17 protein-coding genes are annotated in these 23,168 nt (G+C 33.7%); 7 read left to right on the top strand and 10 right to left on the bottom strand.

All coding sequences use genetic code 11. The features are described 5' to 3' along the window. Positions 1 to 112: 112 nt before the first annotated feature. On the bottom strand, positions 113 to 550 hold the full coding sequence (locus EDB96_RS20180; RefSeq protein WP_057115285.1) for a hypothetical protein: 438 nt from the start codon (positions 548 to 550) through the stop codon (positions 113 to 115). 117 nt (positions 551 to 667) lie between these two features. Beyond that, complete coding sequence (locus tag EDB96_RS20175) at positions 668 to 1,597, bottom strand: bifunctional riboflavin kinase/FAD synthetase (RefSeq protein ID WP_134142785.1); 930 nt, start codon at positions 1,595 to 1,597, stop codon at positions 668 to 670. Positions 1,598 to 1,840: 243 nt separating this feature from the next. Here EDB96_RS20175 and EDB96_RS20170 point away from each other — a divergent pair, with 243 nt between their 5' ends. Continuing rightward, the gene (locus EDB96_RS20170; RefSeq protein WP_243839388.1) at positions 1,841 to 4,474 is read left to right on the top strand and encodes a reprolysin-like metallopeptidase; all 2,634 of its coding nucleotides are present in this window, start codon (positions 1,841 to 1,843) and stop codon (positions 4,472 to 4,474) included. 76 nt (positions 4,475 to 4,550) lie between these two features. Here EDB96_RS20170 and EDB96_RS20165 read toward each other — a convergent pair whose 3' ends face one another. Beyond that, positions 4,551 to 5,234, bottom strand: coding sequence for a ComF family protein (locus EDB96_RS20165; RefSeq protein WP_243839387.1), 684 nt, complete (start codon positions 5,232 to 5,234; stop codon positions 4,551 to 4,553). Positions 5,235 to 5,332: 98 nt separating this feature from the next. On the opposite strand from EDB96_RS20165, the gene EDB96_RS20160 reads away from it, so the two are divergent. The 5 genes from EDB96_RS20160 to EDB96_RS20140 all read left to right on the top strand — a co-directional run bounded on the left by EDB96_RS20160 (position 5,333) and on the right by EDB96_RS20140 (position 11,220). Beyond that, complete coding sequence (locus EDB96_RS20160) at positions 5,333 to 6,874, top strand: glycine--tRNA ligase (protein ID WP_134142781.1); 1,542 nt, start codon at positions 5,333 to 5,335, stop codon at positions 6,872 to 6,874. A 277-nt stretch (positions 6,875 to 7,151) separates the two neighbouring features. Next, a complete protein-coding gene (locus EDB96_RS20155) occupies positions 7,152 to 7,958 on the top strand; it encodes a LytR/AlgR family response regulator transcription factor (RefSeq protein WP_134142780.1) in 807 nt (268 codons plus the stop codon). 175 nt (positions 7,959 to 8,133) lie between these two features. Beyond that, entirely contained in the window at positions 8,134 to 8,379 is a 246-nt protein-coding gene (locus tag EDB96_RS20150; RefSeq protein WP_134142779.1) for a hypothetical protein, read from the top strand. Between the two features lie 350 nt (positions 8,380 to 8,729). Further along, the gene (locus tag EDB96_RS20145) at positions 8,730 to 10,532 is read left to right on the top strand and encodes an ATP-binding protein (RefSeq protein WP_243839386.1); all 1,803 of its coding nucleotides are present in this window, start codon (positions 8,730 to 8,732) and stop codon (positions 10,530 to 10,532) included. After that, positions 10,522 to 11,220: a response regulator gene (locus EDB96_RS20140; RefSeq protein WP_057115277.1), complete on the top strand. Its 699-nt coding sequence runs from the start codon at positions 10,522 to 10,524 to the stop codon at positions 11,218 to 11,220. Before EDB96_RS20145 ends, EDB96_RS20140 begins: the two co-directional genes overlap by 11 nt. Positions 11,221 to 11,311: 91 nt before the next feature. On the opposite strand, the gene thiL is transcribed toward EDB96_RS20140, so the two are convergent. Next, on the bottom strand, positions 11,312 to 12,358 hold the full coding sequence (gene thiL / locus EDB96_RS20135; protein WP_057115276.1) for a thiamine-phosphate kinase: 1,047 nt from the start codon (positions 12,356 to 12,358) through the stop codon (positions 11,312 to 11,314). 89 nt (positions 12,359 to 12,447) lie between these two features. Further along, entirely contained in the window at positions 12,448 to 16,500 is a 4,053-nt protein-coding gene (locus EDB96_RS20130; protein ID WP_134142776.1) for a T9SS type B sorting domain-containing protein, read from the bottom strand. A 279-nt stretch (positions 16,501 to 16,779) separates the two neighbouring features. Here EDB96_RS20130 and EDB96_RS20125 point away from each other — a divergent pair, with 279 nt between their 5' ends. Further along, positions 16,780 to 17,259, top strand: coding sequence for a DinB family protein (locus tag EDB96_RS20125; protein ID WP_057115274.1), 480 nt, complete (start codon positions 16,780 to 16,782; stop codon positions 17,257 to 17,259). A 48-nt stretch (positions 17,260 to 17,307) separates the two neighbouring features. Here EDB96_RS20125 and EDB96_RS20120 read toward each other — a convergent pair whose 3' ends face one another. The 5 genes from EDB96_RS20120 to EDB96_RS20100 form a co-directional block, all read right to left on the bottom strand. Further along, the gene (locus tag EDB96_RS20120; protein WP_134142802.1) at positions 17,308 to 18,267 is read right to left on the bottom strand and encodes a helix-turn-helix transcriptional regulator; all 960 of its coding nucleotides are present in this window, start codon (positions 18,265 to 18,267) and stop codon (positions 17,308 to 17,310) included. Between the two features lie 118 nt (positions 18,268 to 18,385). Further along, positions 18,386 to 19,003 carry an outer membrane beta-barrel protein gene (locus EDB96_RS20115; protein WP_057115273.1) on the bottom strand — a complete coding sequence of 206 codons (618 nt, stop codon included), beginning with the start codon at positions 19,001 to 19,003 and terminating at the stop codon, positions 18,386 to 18,388. 262 nt (positions 19,004 to 19,265) lie between these two features. Further along, the gene (lepA, locus tag EDB96_RS20110; protein WP_057115272.1) at positions 19,266 to 21,062 is read right to left on the bottom strand and encodes a translation elongation factor 4; all 1,797 of its coding nucleotides are present in this window, start codon (positions 21,060 to 21,062) and stop codon (positions 19,266 to 19,268) included. 161 nt (positions 21,063 to 21,223) lie between these two features. Next, positions 21,224 to 21,925 (bottom strand): NUDIX hydrolase, encoded by a 702-nt coding sequence (locus EDB96_RS20105; protein ID WP_057115271.1) that lies wholly within the window; start codon positions 21,923 to 21,925, stop codon positions 21,224 to 21,226. A 53-nt stretch (positions 21,926 to 21,978) separates the two neighbouring features. Beyond that, positions 21,979 to 22,695 (bottom strand): NUDIX hydrolase, encoded by a 717-nt coding sequence (locus tag EDB96_RS20100; RefSeq protein ID WP_057115270.1) that lies wholly within the window; start codon positions 22,693 to 22,695, stop codon positions 21,979 to 21,981. Positions 22,696 to 23,168 lie beyond the last annotated feature (473 nt).

Raw genomic sequence — 23,168 nt, 5'->3', positions numbered from 1 at the left:
ATTAAAAATGAAGATTTTCAACTTTTTTTCAAAAAAGAAACACCCTAAAATCATAGAATTAAGAATTTCTATGATTTTTAGAGTGTCAAAGTGTGTTTTTATTTTTGATTATTTAATCAGCAGCATATTTATTATTCCAGTACAGCATCATCATTAAAGTGACGATTACAGATGAAGCAATTCCTTCAAACAATAAACAAATACAATAAGTTGGTACTGATGGATTTCCTCCGAACAGAAATGTTTCAGATAGAGTTCTTACATATGCGTCTCCGCCTCGAGCATAACTGTAAACCAATAAGCCAAATACACTCATCGATACGCCGACTACAGACGTAGCCATTGCAGAAACAGCATTAGATACAAAATTGGTTTCTCCTTCACGAAGGTTCATCTGCATTGTTCTGTTTACACCATAGAATATAAAGAATACGTTAAGTGTTCTTAGATAAAACAAATTTGCTAACCCTAGTACATTCATCAATAAAAAATAAATGCCGATTCCGAGAAAAATCAAAAAACCGTTGGTAATTTCTTTAGGTAGTTTCATAGTGCTTATTTTTAAAGAAGTTAATAGTAAATATTTGAAAAACAGTCTTCTATCAAATTTACTAAAAAAATAACTACGATGATTTAAAAACAGCAAAAACTATAAGATGCGATTTTTTTAAAGAAGATTTATGAAAGCCAAGGCCTCAATTTGATCTTGATGAAGCTGCGCTTTTAACGCATCTACAGAACCAAATTTTTGTTCTTCGCGAATATAATGCAGCAATGAAACTTTAATATTTTGATCGTAAATGTCTTTGTCGAAATTAAAAAGATGAACTTCTATAGTCTGTTTATCACCATTAACCGTAGGGTTAAAGCCAATATTCATCATTCCATAAACAATTTCTTCATTTACTACAGCTTTTACAACATACACACCAATTTTTGGAATTAGTTTATAATCTTCTTCGATGTAAATATTTGCAGTAGGAAAACTAATAGTTCTTCCCAGTTGTTTTCCTTTTACCACCGTTCCGTTTAAAAAGTAATTGTATCCTAGATATTCGTTGGCCAAAGCCATATTTCCTTCTTTTAAAGCATTTCTGATTTTAGTAGAACTTACCGAAACATCTTGAATTTCTTCGGCAGATATTTGTTCTACTTCAAAATCATACTCTTTTCCAAAAGCAATTAAATCATCAATGTTAGCAGTTCGATTGCGTCCAAAACGATGATCATGTCCAATAATAATTTTCTGAATCTGGAATTTATCCACCAAAATAGTATGAACAAACTCTTCTGCAGTCAATCTTGAAAAACTTTCGTTAAACGGATGAACAATTAAGTTTTCTATACCAGTTGCCTCAAGGAGTTCTGTTTTTTCGCTAATAGTATTCAGCAATTTGATCTCTGATTTTTCTTGCAGAACCATTCGTGGATGCGGAAAAAAAGTAAGTACAAGACTTTCGTATTTTCCGTTTTCAGTATTTTGTGTAATTCGTTCCAGAATTTTTTTATGACCAATATGCACGCCGTCAAAGGTACCAAGAGTTAAAATTGTTTTCTTGGTTGACTGAAAATCGTTTATAGAATGAAAGAGCTTCAAAACAAATTATTTAAGATGCTGCAAATTTATACTATTCTGTTTTAAATTTAATACTCTGATAAATTGAATTTTCGTTGAGTTATGCTTTTCTTTTTGTGAAAATAAGCTGACTCGTCGATTAAATAACATTAATTGTCTTATATATTGTACAATTTAAATTAATTGAAGTAATTTTGATATTATATCTTACAGAGTATGAAAAAACTATTACTTTATATATTTCTTATTTTTTGCTGCATAAACATGAAAGCTCAAAACAATGTTTTATGGCAAAAAGTAACTTCTTCATCATCGCTTTCGCGAAAAGCAAACGTTTTAGATTCGGGAAAACTGTATTATAAATTAAATGCAGATCTGCTTAGTGCCAAACTTGCCTCAACTACAAGTAAATCGGCTTTAAGCAATACAACCGAAATAACGATTCCGAATACGGAAGGAACTTTAGAACGTTTTTCGGTTTGGGAATCCTCTAATTTTGATCCTGAATTGCAAGCCAAATATCCAGAAATTAGAGCTTATGAAGGAAGAGGAATAGATGATAAAAATGCTAAAATACATTTTAGCGTTGCTCCAATCGGATTGCAGACCATGGTTTTTCGTATGGCAAAACCAACAGAATATATTGAACAAAATCCAGATGATAAATCAGAATATGTTGTGTTTAAATCTGCAGATAATGCAGATTCGAAAATGCGATTGGATTGTAAAACAGCCAATTTAGTTTCAGAAAATAAAGCATCAAATACAGCAAAAACAACTTCTAATGCCAAACAATTTAAAACATTTCGTTTAGCATTATCGTGTACGGGAGAATATACAGCCTTTTTTGGCGGAACAAAAGCCGGAGCATTAGCAGGTATGAATGCAACCTTAACTAGAGTGAATGGTGTTTTTGATAGAGATCTTTCTGTAAAAGTTGTTTTAATTGCTAATAATGATGCAGTTATTTATACAGATGCTTCTACAGATCCTTATTCTATTCCATCAGTTGGGGCAGCAGATCCTGGAGGAACTTGGGGGCAAGAAGTTCAGACTACTTTGACGAATGTAATTGGTAATGCCAATTATGATATTGGACATTTGTTCGGAGGTTCGGGCGGAGGCGGTAATGCAAATTGTATTGGCTGTGTGTGCGTAAACCCAACTTCTAGTGTTCCTTTAGGAAAAGGGAGTGCCTATACTTCACCATCTGATGCAAAACCTCAAGGAGATACTTTTGATATCGATTTTGTTGCTCACGAAATGGGGCATCAATTGGGAGGATCGCACACTTTTTCTCATGCCGGAGAAGGAACAGGAACACAATATGAACCAGGAAGCGGTTCTACAATTATGGCCTATGCTGGTGTAACAAGAAATTATGATGTTCAAAGTAATTCTGATGATTATTTTTCTTACGGAAGTATCAATCAAATACAGAATAATTTAGCGGGGAAAACTTGTCCGGTAACTACTGCTATAACTAATAATCCGCCAATAATAAACGCAGGAGCAGATTACACAATTCCTATAAGTACACCTTTTGTTTTAACAGGAACGGGCTCAGATTCCGAAGGTAATTCTATAACCTACACTTGGGAGCAGTTTGACAGTGCAATTACCGCTTTTGGATCTAATAGTATCGCTTATCCAACAAAACCTGACGGACCAATGTTTAGATCACTCCCGCCGACAACTTCACCAGTTCGTTATATGCCAGCTTTGAGTTCTGTGCTAAACAATCAGTTGACAACAACTTGGGAATCTGTTTCTTCTATAGCAAAAACAATGAATTTTACTTTAACAGGAAGAGATAACGCGCCAGCAGGAACAGCTCAAACAAATACCGATGCAATGGTTGTTACAGTAAGTGCTTCTGCAGGACCGTTTGCGGTAACTTCTCAGAACGTGGATAATATTGGCTGGGAAAAAGGATCAACACAAACGGTTACTTGGAGTGTCAACAATACAAGTACGCTTCCAGGCTCGACAAATGTCAATATAAAATTATCTCTAGATGGAGGTTTAACGTTTCCGATTATACTAGCTGCAAATACTTTAAATGACGGTTCTGAGACTATATTAATTCCATCGAATATTGATGCGTCTACTAATTGCAGGATTTTAATAGAACCTGTAAGTAATATTTACTATGCTGTAAATAGTAATCCATTTGCAGTTGGCTATACAGTTTCTACAAGTTGTTCTACATATAACTTTGAAGGCGGATATTCGACTGGTAACGGAAGCACCTTTATTAGCAAAACTGTTGCAGTGCCAGCGTCAACAGGAACTATCTCAGATGTAAATGTATCTTTGAATGTTACGCATGCAAGATTTTCAGATCTTGAAATTCAGATTGTAAGTCCAAGTGGAACAGTTGTAAGTTTATTTAATAAAAGCTGCGGCAGTACAAATTCAACTCTAGCACTTCAGTTTGATGACAGCGGAACTGCTTTAAATTGTAATACTACTACAAGTCAAATTGTAATTCCAGCTAGTTTATTAAGTGCTTTTAATGGAGAAAATCAACAAGGAAATTGGACTTTTAGAGTGCGAGATGCAGTTCTTGGAGCTTTAGGAACAATAAATTCTGCTTCAGTAAACATCTGCAATAGAACGTATACACTTGGAAATTCAGATTTTGAAAATATAGATTTTGCCTTGTATCCAAATCCAAACAAAGGAAATTTTACCATTCAATTTAACCGAGATTCAGTAAAAGAGATAAAAATTTATGTTCATGATATTTTGGGAAAATACGTTTACAGTAATACTTTTCAAGGTTCAGGATATTTTATTCAAGATATTCAATTACCAAATGTACCAAATGGAGTATATCTAGTTACAGTTATTGATGGAGATAAAAGAACAATCAGGAAAATTTTGGTGAATTAAAATTTTAAAAACCAAAGATTTAAAATCCAAATTCCAATAAAAGCTGGAATTTGGATTTTTTTATTGAAATTTTACGCTAAGAGTTCGCCATCGCCATGCAGACAATGCTAATTTTTGTTCCTGGAATTTTTAGTAATGCTCTAGAACAAGCTTCGAGTGTTGCGCCAGTTGTCAGGACATCATCAACAATTAGAAAATGTTTATTGCGATTTTCTTCTGTCAAAACTGCATCAAAAATATTTTCGATGTTTTCAGATCTTCCCAAAAGATTCTTTTTAGATTGTGTTTTAGAATATTTTTTTCGGTATAAAACCGAATCGTTATAAGGAATTTTTAAGCCTTCGGCTAAAGCCTTTCCAAAGGTTGTAACTTGATTATAACCACGTTCCTTAAATTTTTTTGGATGTAAAGGAACTGGAATTACAGCATCAAAAGGAATTTCCAATTGAATTTCTTTTAAATCTTCGGCATACCAGTTTCCTAAAACAGTTCCAATTTCTTCATGACCTTTATATTTTAGGTTGTGAATTAATTCCTGAACCATTCCTTTTTTATTAAAATATAAAAACGTCGAAGCAAATTGAATATCAATCTTGCCGTAAAACTTTTTTACAGCTTGATTTTTTGGGTCTAAATGATATTGAGTAAGAGGCATTTCGTGACGGCAGGAAGTACAGAAAACAATTTCATTTTGCAGTAAAATAGCTCGGCATCCCTCACAGACTTTAGGGAAAAATAGATTTATTAGGTAATTAATCACAAAAAGAGAGATTTTATTTACAAAAGTAACAAAATCAATACTTCAATCTTTATTATTTTTCTTTTTTTTAAAGGTACTTTTTATATTTTTGCATCACTATGGCAAAACAAGAAGATATATTTAAGAATGTGGTTTCGCACGCAAAAGAGTACGGATTTATTTTTCCGTCAAGCGAAGTTTACGACGGACTGAGTGCTGTTTATGATTATGCACAAAATGGTGTCGAATTAAAAAAGAATATCCGTGAATATTGGTGGAAATCAATGGTTCAGATGAATGAGAATATTGTCGGCCTTGATGCTGCGATATTAATGCATCCAACAACTTGGAAAGCTTCTGGACACGTTGATGCATTCAATGATCCATTAATTGATAATAAAGATTCTAAAAAAAGATATAGAGCTGACGTTTTGGTTGAAGATCATGCTGAAAAAATTCACCAAAAAGCACAAAAAGAAATTGACAAAGCAAAAGCTCGTTTTGGCGATGCATTCAACGAACAAGAATTTGTAACTACAAATGCTCGTGTAATTGAATATTTAGCTAAAGAAAAAGAAATCAGAGAGCGTTTAGGTCGTTCTTTAGGAAACGGAGATTTAGCTGATGTTAAAGCTTTGATCGAAGAATTAGAAATTGCTGATCCTGAGACTGGTTCTAAAAACTGGACAGAGGTAAAACAATTTAACTTAATGTTCGGAACAAAACTTGGAGCTTCTGCAGAAAACGCAATGGATTTATACTTACGTCCAGAAACGGCGCAGGGTATTTTCGTTAACTTTTTAAATGTTCAGAAATCTGGTCGTATGAAAGTTCCTTTCGGAATTGCTCAAACGGGTAAAGCTTTCAGAAATGAAATTGTGGCAAGACAATTTATTTTCCGTATGCGTGAATTCGAACAAATGGAAATGCAGTTTTTTGTACGTCCAGGAGAAGAAATGAAATCATACGAATACTGGAAAGAAACTCGTTTGAAATGGCATTTATCTTTAGGGCTAGGAAAAGAAAATTACCGTTTTCACGATCACGAAAAATTAGCGCACTACGCAAATGCAGCAGCGGATATCGAATTTAATTTCCCATTCGGATTTAAAGAATTGGAAGGAATTCACTCTCGTACAGATTTCGATTTAAAAGCTCACGAAGAATATTCTGGACGAAAATTACAATATTTCGATCCTGAACTAAACGAAAACTATGTTCCTTATGTAGTAGAAACATCTGTTGGTTTAGATCGTATGTTCCTGGCTGTTTTTGCAACTTCACTAAAAGAAGAAACATTAGAAGACGGTTCTACAAGAACAGTTTTAAAATTGCCGTCAGTTTTAGCGCCAACAAAAGCAGCAGTATTGCCTTTGGTTAAAAAAGATGGTCTGCCAGAAGTTTCAAGAAAAATCATTGAAGATTTGAAATGGGATTTCAATGTGGCATATGATGAGAAAGATGCTGTAGGACGTCGTTACAGAAGACAAGATGCTTTAGGAACGCCATTCTGTATTACAGTAGATCACCAGACGCTTGAAGACGAAACAGTAACAATTCGTCATAGAGATACAATGGAACAAGATCGTGTAAAAATTACTGAATTAAGAGCTATTATTGAAAATGAAGTTTCGATGAAAAACTGGTTAATGAAAATGTAATCTTTACATGTTATACTCTAGATCCCAAATTCCGTCCCGAAACCTCGGGAGAATTTGGGATTTTTGATTTTAAAAAACAGGTATTTTATCGATCTTTTTTGCATTTCAACTTTATGTATCAACATTTTGGTGTAATGTGTTAACAATGAAATGATTAAAATATTTAAATCCGTAATTTTAAATGCGGATAAATGCCAAAACCAAACTTTTCTTCATTACATCAAATTGAATTTTTTTGAGTATGACTGCGAAGTAAGAAAATCAACAAAACCAAAAATTGAAGAAGTATTCGTATATCATAATTGACGATGATGCTGAAAGTGTTTTGAAAACCAAAACAACCGCTGCAGGTTTTTCAGAATTATCTTTTACCGCATCGGCGTCAAATTTTCAAGATGGTTTAAATTTGATTTTAGAACATAAACCTGCTTTGGTTTTCCTAGAAATTGAACCTAAAGATTTATCAAGCCAATTATCTCTTGCTTTTATCAGCGAGCTGCATCGATTTTTTCAAGAAATTCCCAAAATTATCGTTACCACTAATCAAAAAGACAAAGCTTTCGAAGCCATTCAATATAGTGTCTTTGATTATCATTTGAAACCTCTTGCACATATAGACCTCCTAAAAACAGTTTTAAAGCTTAAAAAAGCAAATTTAGAGTCTAAAACTGTAAGTTTTACAGAAGAACCCACTTCTATTGTAAATAACGTAACGATTCCTCAAAACGTCGAAAAGCCATTAACGATTTGTATAAAATCGTATGGCGATTATAGATATTTAAACGCAGCAGATATTTGTTATTTTCAGGCTGATAATAATTCGACCGATATTTATTTGAATACTGGCGAAATGATTACAGCATTTAAAACGTTAAAGCATTTTGAAAGTGTTTTAACGTATCCTTTTATTCGTATTCATAATAGTTATGTAATTAATAGAAATTACATTTCGAGAATTCATAGCGGAAACTCAATCTGTTACATAAAAAACTCCTCCAAAAAGATTCCTTTTTCTAAAACATACAAAGCAAATGTCGACTTGATAATTGCTGATTTTGCTGCAGGAAATTACTTAGAAATCTAAAAACCAGATGTTTACACAGATTTGCTATCCGTTGACTATCAATTGGGTATGATCTACCACAAACTCAATTTTTTATATAAATTTTTTTCGATTCTGGTGTTAGTTTTACACTCTGATTCACAGCAATTGTGATTCATTCTCCAAAAATTAGACAAACATTAAAAAACCTCAGGTCATGAAAAAAACAGCTTTGACATTCGGATTATTCTCATTAGCAATAGTTGCAACTTCTTTTGTATTACCAACTTCAACAACTTTTTCTAATGAAAAGTTAGGCGTAGTCTCTCCTGTAGATGGTTCTACTGGAGGAGGAAGAAAACAAGATCCACGTATTGCTAATAATAAGATAGTAGTTAAAAACAACGAATTAGGTTTTGCTAAAATCAACCAATCTTTTGGTGATTCTAAGAAAATAGACTAATTAAAAAAATATTTGCAAAGTCTTTTAGGCTGTCAATTTTTGGCAGCCTTTTTTTATGTTTATAGTTTTAGTATTTTTGGTAAAATTAAAAATTTGCATTGAAAAGATATTTTCCAATATTATTGTTTTTATTGTTGATTTTTTCAGGTTGTACCCAAAAGAAAAAATCAAAGGAACTAACTTCAGTGCAGGATAGCCTTCCCGTTTATTTGTCATTGTCAAATGATATTCAGATAAATTATGACCTTAAACAAAAATATGCTCAGAAGGCATTTTCTATAGTAGTTAAACAAAAAAACGACTCCATTAACAGGGTTAATTTGTTTAAGATTGCCAATAGGTATTATAATATGAATGATTTTAAATCATATCATGCAATTTCACAACTGGTTTTAGATAGGTCCATAAGTAGTAAAGATTCGGCAAGTATTGCCAAAGCATATATCTACCTAGGGGATTATTATGGTTCAAAAGTGATTTCTGATAGTGCTTTCAGAAATTATTTTCTAGCGCAGAAGATTTATTTGCAGATTAACGATCAATATAATTTGGCAAAAACCTTATTAAGCAAAGCGAGTCTGCAATATAACGAATCAGATTTTTTTGAAAGTGAAATATCTGTATTCAAAGCTTTAAGCATATTGAAAAACCAAAAAAATGTAAATGACCAGCTTTATGAATGTTATAATTTGTTGGGTATTTTATATAATGAAAGGGAAGAATATGAAAAAGCATTGGAGTATCAGAATAAAGCTTTAAACACTTTAAATGATAAATCGATTCCAGCTGATCTTCAACTAAAAGCGACTTCTTTAAACAATATCGGGTTTGTTTACATGCGTATGAAAAACTACAAACAAGCGATTGTTTATTTTGAAAAAGGACTTAAAGAAAAAAATCTTTTCGAAGAAAAAACTATTTTGTACGCCATGCTGCTTGATAATCTGGCTTATTCAAAATTGAAATCAAAACGATTAGACGGGCTTCCCGATCAGTTTTACAGGTCTCTAAAAATCAGAGATAGTCTTGGGTTAAAAATGGCTAAAATATCCAATCAAATTCATTTGTCAGAGTATTATGCATTTAAAAGAGATACTTTTAAAGCTATACAGTTTTCGAAAAAAGCTTTGCTTCTGTCGCGTTCTTCAGATAAATTGGCGAATACTTTACTTGCTCTAAAACAAATTGCTGTTGTAGATCCCCAAAATGCATCTAAGTATTCAAAAGAATATATTCGATTAAATGATAAAATGCTCAAAGCAGAGAGAAATATGGGAGAAAAATTCTCTCGTATCGAATACGAAACCAACGAGATAAAAGACCAAAACTCCAATCTTCAAGAAAAAAATAAAACCTTGGTTTATGTCTTTAGTATTTGTACATTGCTCGGATTGTTTTTTTACGTTTATAAAACACAGCAGGCTAAAAACCGTGAATTAATTTTTAAACAACAGCAGCAGATTGCGAATGAAGACATTTATAATATGATGATCTCACAGCAAAATGAAATTGAGCTGACTAGAATTAAGGAAAAGAAAAAAGTTGCGCAGGAATTACATGATGGGGTTTTAGGCCGTATGTTTGGAATTAGAATTAGTTTGGACAGCTTGGATAAGGTTGATGAAGTTGAAGCCGCGTCTAAAAGAAAAAAGTATTTAGCAGAACTTAAAAATATTGAACAGGATATTCGAGAAATTTCTCATGATTTGAATAGGGAAAAATCAGAATTAATTAATAATTTTGTTGCTATCCTAAATAAACTATTTGAAGATCAGAGAAATACGTATAGCTCAAAATTGATAACTTCTTTTGATCCTAATATCAAATGGGAATTAATAAGCAATATTGTCAAAATCAATTTATACCGAATTATTCAAGAAGGACTTCAAAATTGTAATAAATATGCAAAGGCAGATATTATTAAAGTGGAGTTTGAAATTGAAAATGATAATTTGATTTTAACTATCGCAGATGATGGAGTCGGATTTAATACTAAAAAAACCAAAAATGGAATTGGTTTGCATAATATAGAATATAGAGCAACAGAATGTAAGGGGACAGTTACCATAAAATCTGCCAAATCGGAAGGAACCGTCCTTATTGTAAAAATCCCAATAGATCCAAATAATAACCTGCAATATAATGACATTTGATTTAACAGCTCCAGTTCCGGAATTGGTTCAAAAAAATATTCTAATAGTAGATGATCATCCATTTATTATTGAAGGATACAAAAATGCAATAACGCGTTACAAACCAAAACAATATGAATTTTTAATTTCACAAGCACATGATTGTCGATCAGCTTATGATATAATTGAAAGTAATGACACGCCTGCATTTGATATTGCTTTTTTAGATATCAGCATGCCAGCTTATGAAGAAAAAGAAATTTTTTCGGGCGAGGATCTGGCGAAACTGATTTTAAACAAAATGCCTTCTTGCAAGATTGTTCTGCTTACGATGTATACTGAACTTCTAAAAATTAAAACAATTATTAGAACAATTCAGCCCAATGGTCTAATAATTAAAAACGACCTTACTTTTGAAGAATTGCTTTTGGCATTTGATAAAGTAATGAAGAGCGAAAAATATTACAGTCAATCGGTCGTTAAAATGCTGAATCAGTCGACTCATAATGCTATCGAAATTGATCAGTATGATAAACAGATATTAGTTCATTTATCAAAAGGAGCGAGTATTAATGAGATGCTTCAAAACATTCCAATCTCTTTAAATGCAATTGAAAAAAGAAAAAAACATCTGAAAGAACTGCTCAAAATTAGAAGCGGATCTGATGAAGATTTGATTAAAGAAGCTAGAAGCAAAGGGCTTTTCTAAAAAAATGAAACTCCAAAAATAAAAAATTCCAAATCCCATTATGTTGATCGGTAGTGGAATTTGGAATTTTTTATTTGAATTTTTTAAAAATTTATTCGGTCAAAGCATCCCATCCGCGCGCTTTTAAAGGGATTTTGGTATTGGCACGAGTTACAAGATGTATTCCTTCATTTTCCTCCGTCATATGTCCGATAACAGAGAAATTCGGGTTTCCTTTTATTTTGTCAAAGTCATTAATATCAATTGTAAATAAAAGTTCATAATCTTCACCGCCATTTATGGCAACAGTTGTGCTGTCGATATTAAACTCTTCGCAGGTAGAAATAAACTGAGGATCCAATGGCAGTTTATCTTCATATAAATTACATCCTACTTTTGATTGTTTACAAATATGAATAATCTCAGACGAAAGCCCATCCGAAATATCGATCATAGCAGTTGGTTTAATATCTAAAGCATGAAGCAGTGTTCGAACATCTTTTCGGGCTTCTGGTTTTAACTGACGCTCCACTAAATAAGTGTACGGATCTAAATCTGGCTGATTGTTTGGATTAACCTGGAAAACCTGTTTTTCACGTTCCAAAACCTGCAGTCCCATATAAGCGGCACCAAGATCTCCCGTCACAACCAGTAAATCAGTTTGTTTAGCTCCATTTCTGTAAACCAATTCGTTTTCATCAGCTTCGCCAATTGCAGTGATACTGATAATTAAACCTTTTTGAGATGAGGTTGTATCACCTCCAATAACATCAACTTTATATTCTTTTGCAGCATGTGTAATTCCAGCAAACAACTCTTCAAGAGCTTCAAGTGGAAAACGATTTGAAACCGCCACAGAAACAGTAATTTGGGTCGGTTTTGCATTCATGGCGCAAATGTCTGAAACATTTACCACAACAGATTTGTAACCTAAATGTTTTAAAGGCATGTAAGCCAAATCAAAGTGAACGCCTTCTATCAATAAATCGGTCGAAACTACAACTTTTTTGTCTTTAAAATCAAGAACAGCTGCATCATCGCCTATACTCTTTAATGTTGATTCCTGAGTTACATCAAAATTTTTGGTTAAATGTTCAATTAAGCCAAATTCGCCCAATTGAGCTATACTAGTTCTTTGTTGATTTTTATCTTCAATCATTTTTTTAAGGTACAAAGGTTTTTAAGATGCAAAGGTACAAAGTTGAAGGCTTAATAACTATAAACGAAGTTTTTTTATCTTTCCAGTAATTATCGTTTCATGCTAAAATGAGCTTTGAATTCTTGAATCATACCATTTTGTGTATAAGTAACCCGAAACCAATAATCAGAAGAAGGAAGTGCACTGCCGTCAAAATTACCATCCCAGCCAGCACCAGAAGGTTTAATCATTTTTAGTAATTTGCCATAACGGTCGTAAATCGTGATGACCGCCTCTGGCTGATAAGCTAGATCTGGGATATTCCAAGTGTCATTGTACCCATCGTTGTTTGGGGTAAAAAATTTAGGATATTTAAGCACTTTGGCAAATAAAATAAGGTTGTCACAATTGGCTTTTATGTCTCTTATTGTAATAGCGTGCTCTCCGGAGTCAACATTCTGAAATATATTGCTGGTTTGAAAATCACCATCGTCCAGCTGATATTCATAAGTTCCGAAACCGTTAGTGAGGTTTACAATGATATCAATATTATCTTCAAATTCATCTGACACGGTTACGGTTGCAATTGCCGGACTGGATTTTTCGACAATTACAGTAGCTGGATTATAACCGCAGTCGTTACCAACATCGGGTATGTTTTTAACGGGTACAACGGTATACGTTCCGTCCTGAATAGCGGTATAAGTTGGTCCTGTGCCTACTTTATTTCCGTTAAAATACCACTCTACAGTATAATCGGTTGAAGTGATTCCTGAATTCAATTGTGCCGAATGCTGTAATGTTCCAGTTTGATAATCAACACAAATGACTCCGTTCTGTACAGAGAAATTTTTTAACGGATAAATGGTAATATAAAAATCATCCTGTGCAAAACAGCTGGAATTTGTGGCTGAGGCTGCGTAGATATACATTTTTTGACTCATACTTATTTTTTGCCCTGCCACATATTGAGTTCCCCCAGCGTTGGGTTCGCTGTAATAATTTCCCAAAGTTAAAGGAGGCAAAGTATAACTTTCGCAAATGGCAACATCAGGAGTATTAGCCAATACAGGAGTTTGGGAAATCGTCACTGAAAAATTCTTTTCACTAACACAGGTCAGACGTGTACCGCTAACAGCATAAACATAAATGGTCTGCGAAGTTTTTAAAATTGTTCCTGCTGGAATGACAGCGCCTTTTCCGCCTGGCTGTGCATAATAGTTTCCCAATTGTAACGGAGGCAGAGTATAACTGTCACAAACATTTATATTGCTGAAACTGCCCACATCAATTCCGTTGTAATTAACTTTAAAAAACGTTTCATTGCTGCAGGAAGTAAAATTGGCCCATTCATTATAAATATAAATGGTCTGTGTGGTGTTGATAACTGTTCCCTCTGCAAGTTGCATTCCCGAACCATTTGGTCCTCCCGTGGCTGTATAGTATTTTCCATTTTTTAGTTTCGGAAGTTTGAAATCGGTGCAGGTAACCACATCAGTAAAACTGTCAACAGGAGGAAGAGGTCTGATTTCAACTGTAAAACTATGCTCATTTGTACATTCAGGCCCTACCGAAAAAACATAGATAGTTTGTGTTGAGGTAATAATATCGCCTGCTTTTAATGCGGTACCTCCACCATTGGTTTTTGTAAAATAGTTACCATTTGTCAATGGAGGCAAAACATATCTTGCACATTCGAGTCTATTGGCAGGTGTATCTACCAATGGGAGCGGTTTTATCGTAATTACATATTTAAGATTTTCGGTACAGTTGGGCGAAGTTGTAGTTGCGGCATAATAATATACGGTTTGCGAACTGGTAATAACAGTTCCAGCCGGAATGTTTTTTCCTTGGCCCCCAGGGCTTTCGTAATAACCTCCAATGGCAACTGGAGGCAGCGTAAAACTTCCGCATCGTGAAATCGGAACAAAAATTGGAGAATTGACAATATCGATTTTAAAAGAATGTTCATCGGTACATCTCCCGTCATTTGCAAAAACAAATACTGTCTGACTCGAAGTGATTTGGTCACCCGCCTTTAGGGCTCTTCCTAAACCTCCTGATAATGTAAAGTAATTTCCGTTTGACAAAACAGGCAATGTATATGAATCGCAAGTTACTACATTGGCAGGTTTATCTATTGCGGGTAAAGGATAGACTGTAAAAGGTACCGCTATGTCGCGACACACCGCTCCATTAATTACCGCATAATAATAAATAGTCTGACTGCTTGTAAATACAGTGCCTTCGGGAATAGCATTTCCTTGTCCTCCTGGCTGAGTGAAAAAACCACCCGCAGGTAACTGTGGAACAACATATTGACCGCATGCTTCTTTTTTAAAACCAATTTCATAGATTAGGGTTACATTAAAGCTGGTCTCATTGGTACAGTTATTTGTCGTGGGACCTTGGTAAATATAGTAACGACCTCCTTTCGTAATAACATCTCCTGCATTTAATTTAGTTCCTGTTCCATTCGGAGCTGTATTATATGTACCGTTTGAAATTGGCGGCAATGTATAGCTATTACAGGCGATAACATTTGGAATAGTATCTACTGGAGGCAGCGGGTTAATAAGTATACTGAAACTGACTGTTGTGTAACAAACCGAGTTCGCAATATTTTCAATCCGTACCCAGATAGTTGTCGAAGATTGAGTAGACGTAGTAAATGTTTTCGGTTCGGCAATATTATTTCTGGCATTGTTAGCGTCTATTTCGCTGTTATAATACCTGATTCTATAATCGGAAGCATTTAATCCGTTTAGAATGATTGGTTCCTGAGTAGTTAAATCAACAGTTATATTTTTAGAAATATTATCGCAGACCTTTAAGTCGGGTGGTTTTACAACATTGATTGGAGCGGTTGTCAATAAATTAAATGAAATTATATTGTTGCAAAAAAAGGTTTTGTCATAAACAGGCACCACTTTTATGTATATGGTTTGGTTACCAGAACTTATAAAAGATTTTAATTGATTTTCTGGTATCATTGGTCCGTTTGCATTGGCAGAAGCTAAGGAATCAAAATAATAAATAGCGTGTTTAGCTGGATCGATACCTAATGTCGTCAAGTTATTTTGCGTTAAATCATATTGATAAGAGCCAGTCGCACTGTAACAGGCCGTTAAATTTTGGGGAGGTTTAATAATTAACTCGCTAACTACCACTTCGTCTTTAACCACACAACCAGAAAGTGTTGCCGTAACTCCGTAAGTTCCTGCTTTATTGACTGTCAAAGAATTCGTGGTTTCATTAGGAATTACCGTTCCATTTAATGTCCATGTATAAGCAAAATTTTCTGCAAGATCAGATTTGAGTGTAATTTTTTCACCTTGACAAAGTGTTCTGTCGGGGCCTAAATCCATTGTTGTCATAAAACTGCCGCCTTTTATAAAAACTGCCGAATCATAATTACTGTCGTTGTAATCGCCAATAGCAAGTTTTATGCGATAAGTTCTGTTTGGAATCACCGTTGAAGAAGCTGTTAAAACTTTCGTCTCGCCTCTCATATTGATGGACGACTGCGAAGGATTTGTGACATTATAACGATCAAATAAATTAGCATTGGCAGATAAACACGACGAATTATACTGCTGGTCTCTAATATTTTTAACTGAAACTGGAGTATTTGTTCCCGGCAGAACGGCAAGATTTGTTGAAATTCCTGTTGTTAAATCAGTCAGTATGAAGGCAAATACATCACTGAATCCGCATTGAAATTCACCATATTCATTGGACGCAAAAAGAAAATCAAAACTAAAATTACTTGACAGCGGTGTAAAATCAAATTGAAGAAAACTGACATCTGTTACAGGTACAACTTGTCCGTTATTATCGCTGATAATCTGTAGATCACTATCAGTAGCATTGTTCAGCTGGCTGCTTTCATTAGTACCGCTGTATGATCCTTCTGTATATTTGGCGATTCCGTTTCTTATAATGATTCCGCTTGAAATAGGAAAGTTTGGATTTGTGCTTGTGAATTTACCGATACCTTGATGTGACGAGAATTTAAAATTACTTTCGTTTGAACAGCCATTTTGCATTAATTCTGCTCTTACCAGTTCAGGTATGCCCAAAGTTGTAGTGTCGACTACGATTCCTTGTGATGAAGATAGGGTCGAATACAATAATAAAAGTAGAAGTAGAGCAGATCTCATAATTCATATTCTATTTGTTCGGTTATTAAAGTTACGAAATTATTTCTTTATAAATTTTTGATTGTCAGTATTTTATGGTTATTTGTGAGTGATTGAACAAAAATGTGTGATAATTTTAATTTTTGTTAAATTCGAAAAAAATAAACAATTGATGAATCTCATTGTATGGTTAAAGAATGAATAATAGAATATTTTTAAAAATATTTTTTCCTGCTGACAAACTGTTGTCACCAACCCATTTTACTTTTGAAGTATTAAAAATATTTAAACTTTAAAACCATGAAAACACTAGAAGCACAAGTTATTACATCAGAAGATTTATTGAAACACTGGCAAGGACACCGCGCTCTTACACGTCGATTAATTGAACTTTTTCCTGAGAAAGATTTCTTTGAATTTTCAATTGGAGGTATGCGCCCTTTTGCCAAATTAGTGGATGAACTTTTGGCTATAGCAGTTCCAGGACTTAAAGGAATTGTAACGAAACAAACCGAAGCATTTTCGGAAGGATCAGAAAAATTAATTTTTAAAGCACAATATCTTCAAAAATGGGACGAAGCGACAGAAGAAATAAATAAATATTGGGAACAATTAGCAGTCGAAGATTTCAGCGAAACTTTTAATTTGTTTGGGCAGTATGAATTTCCAGTCATTCAGAATATTTTGTATTTCATTGATAATGAAGTGCACCACCGTGGACAAGCTTATGTATATTTAAGAGCTTTAAACATTGAACCGCCATTTTTCTGGGAAAGATAAATATTCAAATTAAAAAAACTCCTGATGATAATTCTTTCAGGAGTTTTTTTATAAAAGTCTTTTTTTGTTGATTTCCAAAAGTTCTAGAACTTTAGTTTTTAATATTTGGGGCTCCAGGATTTCTGCATAATCTCCAAACATAAGAAACCATCTTGGAAAACCATTTTCGATATCACGGCACATAAAATGCATTTCGATTTTATCACCTATTTCTTTTTCTGAAACAAAGCCATGATATTTTCTTTCATGGGTCAAATATCTTGCGATTTTTTTTTCAATTAAGATTCTCACTTTTGTCGTAGGACAAGTTTCCGTTTTAGCCAAATAAGTTTCCAATGCATCGTGTTCAATAGTAAAATCAAATTCGGTTTTTTTGATTTCCTGAATGCGATCGGTTCTAAACTGGCGATAATCTTTTCGCAAATGGCAATAACCTAGAAAATACCAATTATTATTATCATGAAAAACCCCAACGGGTTCTAGATTTCGCTGTGTTGTTTCCTCTTTATCAAAAGTTTTGTAGGTTAAAAGAATTTGTTTTTTCTCTGCAATTCCTTCAAAAAGAACAGCCAGTGTATTCGGAGAATTGTCATTAAACATTGGCTCCGCAGTCTGCATAACTACCCTTGATTCAATGTTGGACAGCCAGTCTTTGTCTGCACTTCTTAAAACCGACTTGAGTTTGTACATCGCCGATGCGTGATGTGTTCCTAAAGAAGGATCTGTAAATTTCTGCATTAGTTTTTCGGCAGCAATAAAACTGCTTATTTCTTCTCGCGTAAACATTACGGGCGGAAGTCTGTAACCTTCCATTAGTGCATAGCCTACTCCTGCTTCACTATAAATAGGAACCCCAGAAGCTTCAAGCGTTCTAATATCCCTGTAAATAGTTCGTAAACTACAGTCAAAACGGTCTGCCAGTTCTTGTGCCTTTACAATCTTTTTTGACTGTAATTGAATAAGAATCGCAACAATTCGGTCAAATCGTTTTGGAGTTTCGTCGAGCATTTTTTCTTTTAAGTTCAAAAGTTTAGATGCTCAAAGTTACAAAGGTTTAGGGTTTAAAGAAATAAAAAAGCTGTCCCAAATTGAGACAGCTTTTTTATAAGTAAATAGCAGGAAAGAATTAAAATCTATATAAAAGACCAAATTGAGGTTGGTCAAAAATATTTTCAAATAAATTAATATTTAATTGGAAAGTATCAGATGAAGGACCATTTTCTGGAGAAACACTGTTGTAAGACAGCATATTTGCTAATACAAAAGTTACAGCAATATTTTTGGTTACAAAATAATTTAATCCCACAGTGATATCAGCAGTTAAACTGTTGTCAGTATCGCTTCCAACATTTGGTATATCTGTTTTGTTTCTTCCAAATCCTAAACCAGCTTCAGCATAAGTTTTTAAACGTTTTTTATCCAATTCCAAGAAATAGTAACGTGCAAAAGCTCCAACCCCAAATACATTAGTTTCTACTTGAGTCGTTTCTACTTTGTTGCTAGAATAGTTTAATTTTGCTCCTACAGCAAATTTATCATTTAATAAGTACCCAAATTTTGGACTAAAACCATAATAATCTGCATCACCGCCTGTGCTAATTTTGATAGAACCTTCTAAGAACATATCACCGCTTTGAAAGGTTACTCCCTTTGCTGAGTTCATTTCCGAATCAACTTCTTCTTGTTGTGCATTAGCAAATGAGAAAGTTAACATCGATAAAAGAATAAAAAATTTAGTTTTCATAATAATAATTTTAAGTTGTAGGATTAAAGTTATATTTTAAAATCTAGAATTTTTAAAATCTAAATCGAATGCATCAATAATGAATCAATAGAGTTAAAAAAGATGTAATTTTATAAGTATTTACTTGTTTAATTATGGCCTAAAATTTAAGTTTTCAGGTGTCAATCTGAGTGTTTACTGAGAATTAATTCTTAAAAAATAAAAAACCCGATAACTTTTGTTATCGGGTTAATCTATATTCTCTATTCTATTTTCTAAAAAACTAGTCGTTCAATTTCAAAACAGCCATAAATGCTTCTTGCGGAATCTCAACGTTTCCTACCTGACGCATACGTTTTTTACCTTTTTTCTGTTTTTCCAGTAATTTACGCTTACGCGAAATATCTCCACCGTAACATTTTGCGGTAACGTCTTTACGAAGTGCTTTAATTGTTTCACGAGCAATAATTTTTGCTCCAATTGCAGCTTGAATCGGAATATCAAATTGTTGTCTCGGGATTAACTCACGTAGTTTCTCGGTCATTTTTTTACCGATATTGTAGGCGTTGTCTTCGTGGATTAATGCAGAAAGTGCATCGACAGTTTGTGCATTTAATAGAACGTCCAGTTTAACTAATTTCGACGTACGCATCCCGATAGGAGAGTAATCGAAAGAAGCATACCCTTTAGAAACTGTCTTTAAACGATCGTAAAAATCGAATACAATTTCAGCCAAAGGCATGTCAAAGTTTAACTCAACACGCTCTGTTGTTAGGTAAGTTTGATTCGTAATTAAACCACGTTTTTCAATACATAAACTCATTACGTTTCCTACGAAATCAGCTTTTGTAATAATAGTAGCTTTTATATAGGGTTCTTCAACTCTGTCCAGTTTTGAAGGTTCTGGTAAATCTGATGGGTTGTTTACAATTAAAGGAGTTTCTGGATCTTTTTTGGTGTAAGCCAAATACGAAACGTTAGGAACTGTTGTAATTACAGTCATATCAAACTCACGCTCTAAACGCTCTTGGATAATTTCCATGTGAAGCATTCCTAAGAATCCGCATCGGAAACCAAATCCTAAAGCTGCAGAACTTTCAGGCGTAAAAACAAGCGAAGCATCATTCAATTGCAATTTTTCCATAGAAGAACGCAAATCTTCATAATCTTCTGTATCAACAGGATAAATTCCAGCAAATACCATTGGTTTTACATCTTCAAAACCAGTAATCATATTAGTTGTAGGCAATTTGGCATCAGTCAGCGTGTCACCAACCTTTACTTCTTTTGCTTCTTTAATTCCAGAAATCAAATAACCAACGTCGCCGGTAGAAATTACATTTTTAGGAACTTGATTTAATTTTAAAGTTCCAATTTCATCAGCAAAATATTCATTATCAGTTGCCATGAATTTAATTTTCTGACCTTTCCTGATTTCACCATTTACAACTCTAAAGATTACTTCGATACCACGAAACGGATTGTAAACCGAGTCAAAGATCAAAGCCTGTAAAGGTTCGTCTGGATTTCCTTTAGGTGCAGGAATTTTTTCGATAATAGCAGCAAGAATGTTCTCAACTCCAAAACCAGTTTTTCCAGAAGCATGAATAATATCTTCTAATTTACATCCTAATAAATCGATAATATCATCACTAACTTCTTCTGGATTGGCACTTGGTAAATCGACTTTGTTTAAAACCGGAATAATTTCCAAGTCGTTTTCAAGTGCTAAATATAAATTTGAAATCGTTTGTGCCTGAATACTTTGAGCAGCATCAACAATTAATAAAGCTCCTTCGCAGGCTGCGATAGATCTCGAAACTTCATATGAAAAATCTACGTGACCAGGAGTGTCAATTAAATTCAAGATGTATTCTTCCCCTTTATAAGTATATTCCATCTGAATGGCATGACTCTTAATGGTAATTCCGCGCTCACGCTCCAGGTCCATGTTGTCAAGCAATTGTGCTTTTTCCTCACGAGCTGTAACGGTTTGTGTTGCGCTTAATAATCTGTCCGCCAATGTACTTTTACCGTGGTCAATGTGTGCAATAATGCAAAAGTTACGTATCTTCTTCATTTTTATATATCAGTTCTCTTAACGAGTTTAAGTATTTTTGGGTATAAATAACACTAAAGCAATAGCTTTAAAGCATGTTATTAAGGCGCAAAGATAGCGCAAAGTTTTGGATTCTGGAATGTTGATCTGCGATAGTTGATAGTTGTGAATTAAAAAGAAGCCTAAAATTCAAAATTGAATCCTTTTTCTGTTAATTTCTTGTACATTTCAGCATCAAATTTATAAAGTTTAGCTGCTCTGTGCGAAACGTCTTTTTGTTTTTCGTCGAGTTCTGTCAGCAGTTTCATGTGAAGAATTTTTCGTCTGAAATTCGATTTATCCAATTCAATTCCTAAAATTTCTTCGTACAAATGCATCAACTGCAATAACGTAAATTTTTCTGGAAGTAAATTGAAACCAATCGGAGCCTGACGAACGCGATTTCGCAGCTGCAGTAAGCTAAAATCTAGAATTTCGTTATGGTCAAAAATCAAATCTGGAATTTCATTTATTTTATACCATTTGGCTTCGATAACTCTTAAACTGGCTTTAATATTATAATCTTCTCGATTGACTAAAGTATAGTAACCAATGGTAACAACACGTCTTTCCAGAACACGTCTCGGGTTTGTAAAAGCTTTTAACTGCTCCAAATAAATATTTTCGAGACCCGTAAGTTCTTGTAGAATACGCTGGGCAGCATCATCTGCACTTTCGTCTATTTGAAGCCATCCGCCAAGAAGTCCCCATTTTCCTTTACTTTCACCTTGGGCATGCTGCACCAAGAGAACTTCGAGACTCTCTTTATTAAATCCGAAGAAAACACAGTCAATTGTGATTCCGTCTACGGCTGGTTTGTGATGATTAGTAGTTGTTTCTGTCAATTTTATTGTTGTGTTTCGAAGTGCAAAAAGTATTTTTATATCTCAATTGAAAATCAGAATTCAAAATTGAAACCTTTCTCCGTTAATTTCGTGTAAATTTCTGGATCAAACTTGTACAATTGAGCCGCTCGATGTGAAACGTCTTGTTGTTTTTCGTCTAAAGCTGCCAAAAGTTTCATGTGAAGAATTTTTCTCCTAAAATTCGGTTTGTCCATCTCGATTCCTAAAATTTCCTCATAGAGTTGCATTAACTGTAATAAAGTAAATTTTTCAGGTAATAAATTAAATCCAATTGGAGTCTGGCGAACTTTATTTCGAAGGTGTTTCAAGCTATACGCTAAAATCTCATTATGATCATAAATCAAATCTGGAATACTGTTTATTTTGTACCATTTAGCATCCGAAGCTGTAAAACCTGCTTTAATATTGTAATCTTCTCTTTTGACCAAAGCATAATAACCAATCGTAATTACTCGTCTTAGCGGAAAACGATCTGGATCGCCAAATGCTTTCAGCTGTTCCAAATAGATATTATCCAGTCCAGTAAGTTCGTTCAATAAACGGTGTGCAGCATCATCTGTGCTTTCTTTTTTATAAATCCATCCCCCAGGAAGACCCCATTTTCCCTTACTGATTCCTTCTCCATGCTGTACCAAAAGCACCTCGAGACTGCCTTTGTCAAAACCAAAGATGACACAGTCAATCGTGATCGCATTCATGGCACTTTGTTCGTTTTTTGGAACAGTTCTGTCATCTACATTTTCAACCATATTCGAGATAAATTTTGACAAATTAAATAAATAAAATGATTATTAGCCTTCTTAAAAGCTTTATATTTTTTTTAACGAAACAAGATTTTGATAATCAGTGAATTAAAAATGTGCTAAAAAATGTATTAAAATACTCTAATTCTTAAACGACTGATTGTCAATTTTATAAAACGTTGATTTTTCTATATTTTTTATTTCAATTTTATTTCTCTTTTTACAGCATTGATAAAAATGAAATCGTATTTATTAGAATAGAAAAAAAATAACCCTAATATTTTGTTAATATAGAAAATTTGTTTTACACTTGTAGTCAAATTTACCATAAGATAAATTCAAATTGACTATAAGTAAAAAAGGCAAAGCTACAACTTAACTTAAACTTACCACAAATGTTTTTTTAGAAATTGATTTTTAATCGATTTTGATGTTTAAAAACCTCTGCCTATAGTCTGCAAGTACTAAATGTTGGAGAT

This window comes from Flavobacterium sp. S87F.05.LMB.W.Kidney.N, assembly GCF_004366435.1.
Lineage (GTDB): Bacteria > Bacteroidota > Bacteroidia > Flavobacteriales > Flavobacteriaceae > Flavobacterium.
Note: the sequence above shows the minus strand (reverse complement) of the source record. Positions and strands in the feature narration are given on the sequence as shown.

Excerpts from the sequence above, each read along its gene's own strand:
- EDB96_RS20180 (WP_057115285.1), bottom strand. The coding sequence starts at position 550 with ATGAAACTACCTAAAGAAATTACCAACGGTTTTTTGATTTTTCTCGGA.
- EDB96_RS20170 (WP_243839388.1), top strand. The coding sequence starts at position 1,841 with ATGAAAGCTCAAAACAATGTTTTATGGCAAAAAGTAACTTCTTCATCA.
- EDB96_RS20160 (WP_134142781.1), top strand. The coding sequence starts at position 5,333 with ATGGCAAAACAAGAAGATATATTTAAGAATGTGGTTTCGCACGCAAAA.
- EDB96_RS20150 (WP_134142779.1), top strand. The coding sequence starts at position 8,134 with ATGAAAAAAACAGCTTTGACATTCGGATTATTCTCATTAGCAATAGTT.
- EDB96_RS20145 (WP_243839386.1), top strand. The coding sequence starts at position 8,730 with ATGAATGATTTTAAATCATATCATGCAATTTCACAACTGGTTTTAGAT.
- EDB96_RS20140 (WP_057115277.1), top strand. The coding sequence starts at position 10,522 with ATGACATTTGATTTAACAGCTCCAGTTCCGGAATTGGTTCAAAAAAAT.
- thiL (WP_057115276.1), bottom strand. The coding sequence starts at position 12,358 with ATGATTGAAGATAAAAATCAACAAAGAACTAGTATAGCTCAATTGGGC.
- EDB96_RS20130 (WP_134142776.1), bottom strand. The coding sequence starts at position 16,500 with ATGAGATCTGCTCTACTTCTACTTTTATTATTGTATTCGACCCTATCT.
- EDB96_RS20125 (WP_057115274.1), top strand. The coding sequence starts at position 16,780 with ATGAAAACACTAGAAGCACAAGTTATTACATCAGAAGATTTATTGAAA.
- EDB96_RS20120 (WP_134142802.1), bottom strand. The coding sequence starts at position 18,267 with ATGCTCGACGAAACTCCAAAACGATTTGACCGAATTGTTGCGATTCTT.
- EDB96_RS20115 (WP_057115273.1), bottom strand. The coding sequence starts at position 19,003 with ATGAAAACTAAATTTTTTATTCTTTTATCGATGTTAACTTTCTCATTT.
- lepA (WP_057115272.1), bottom strand. The coding sequence starts at position 21,062 with ATGAAGAAGATACGTAACTTTTGCATTATTGCACACATTGACCACGGT.
- EDB96_RS20100 (WP_057115270.1), bottom strand. The coding sequence starts at position 22,695 with ATGGTTGAAAATGTAGATGACAGAACTGTTCCAAAAAACGAACAAAGT.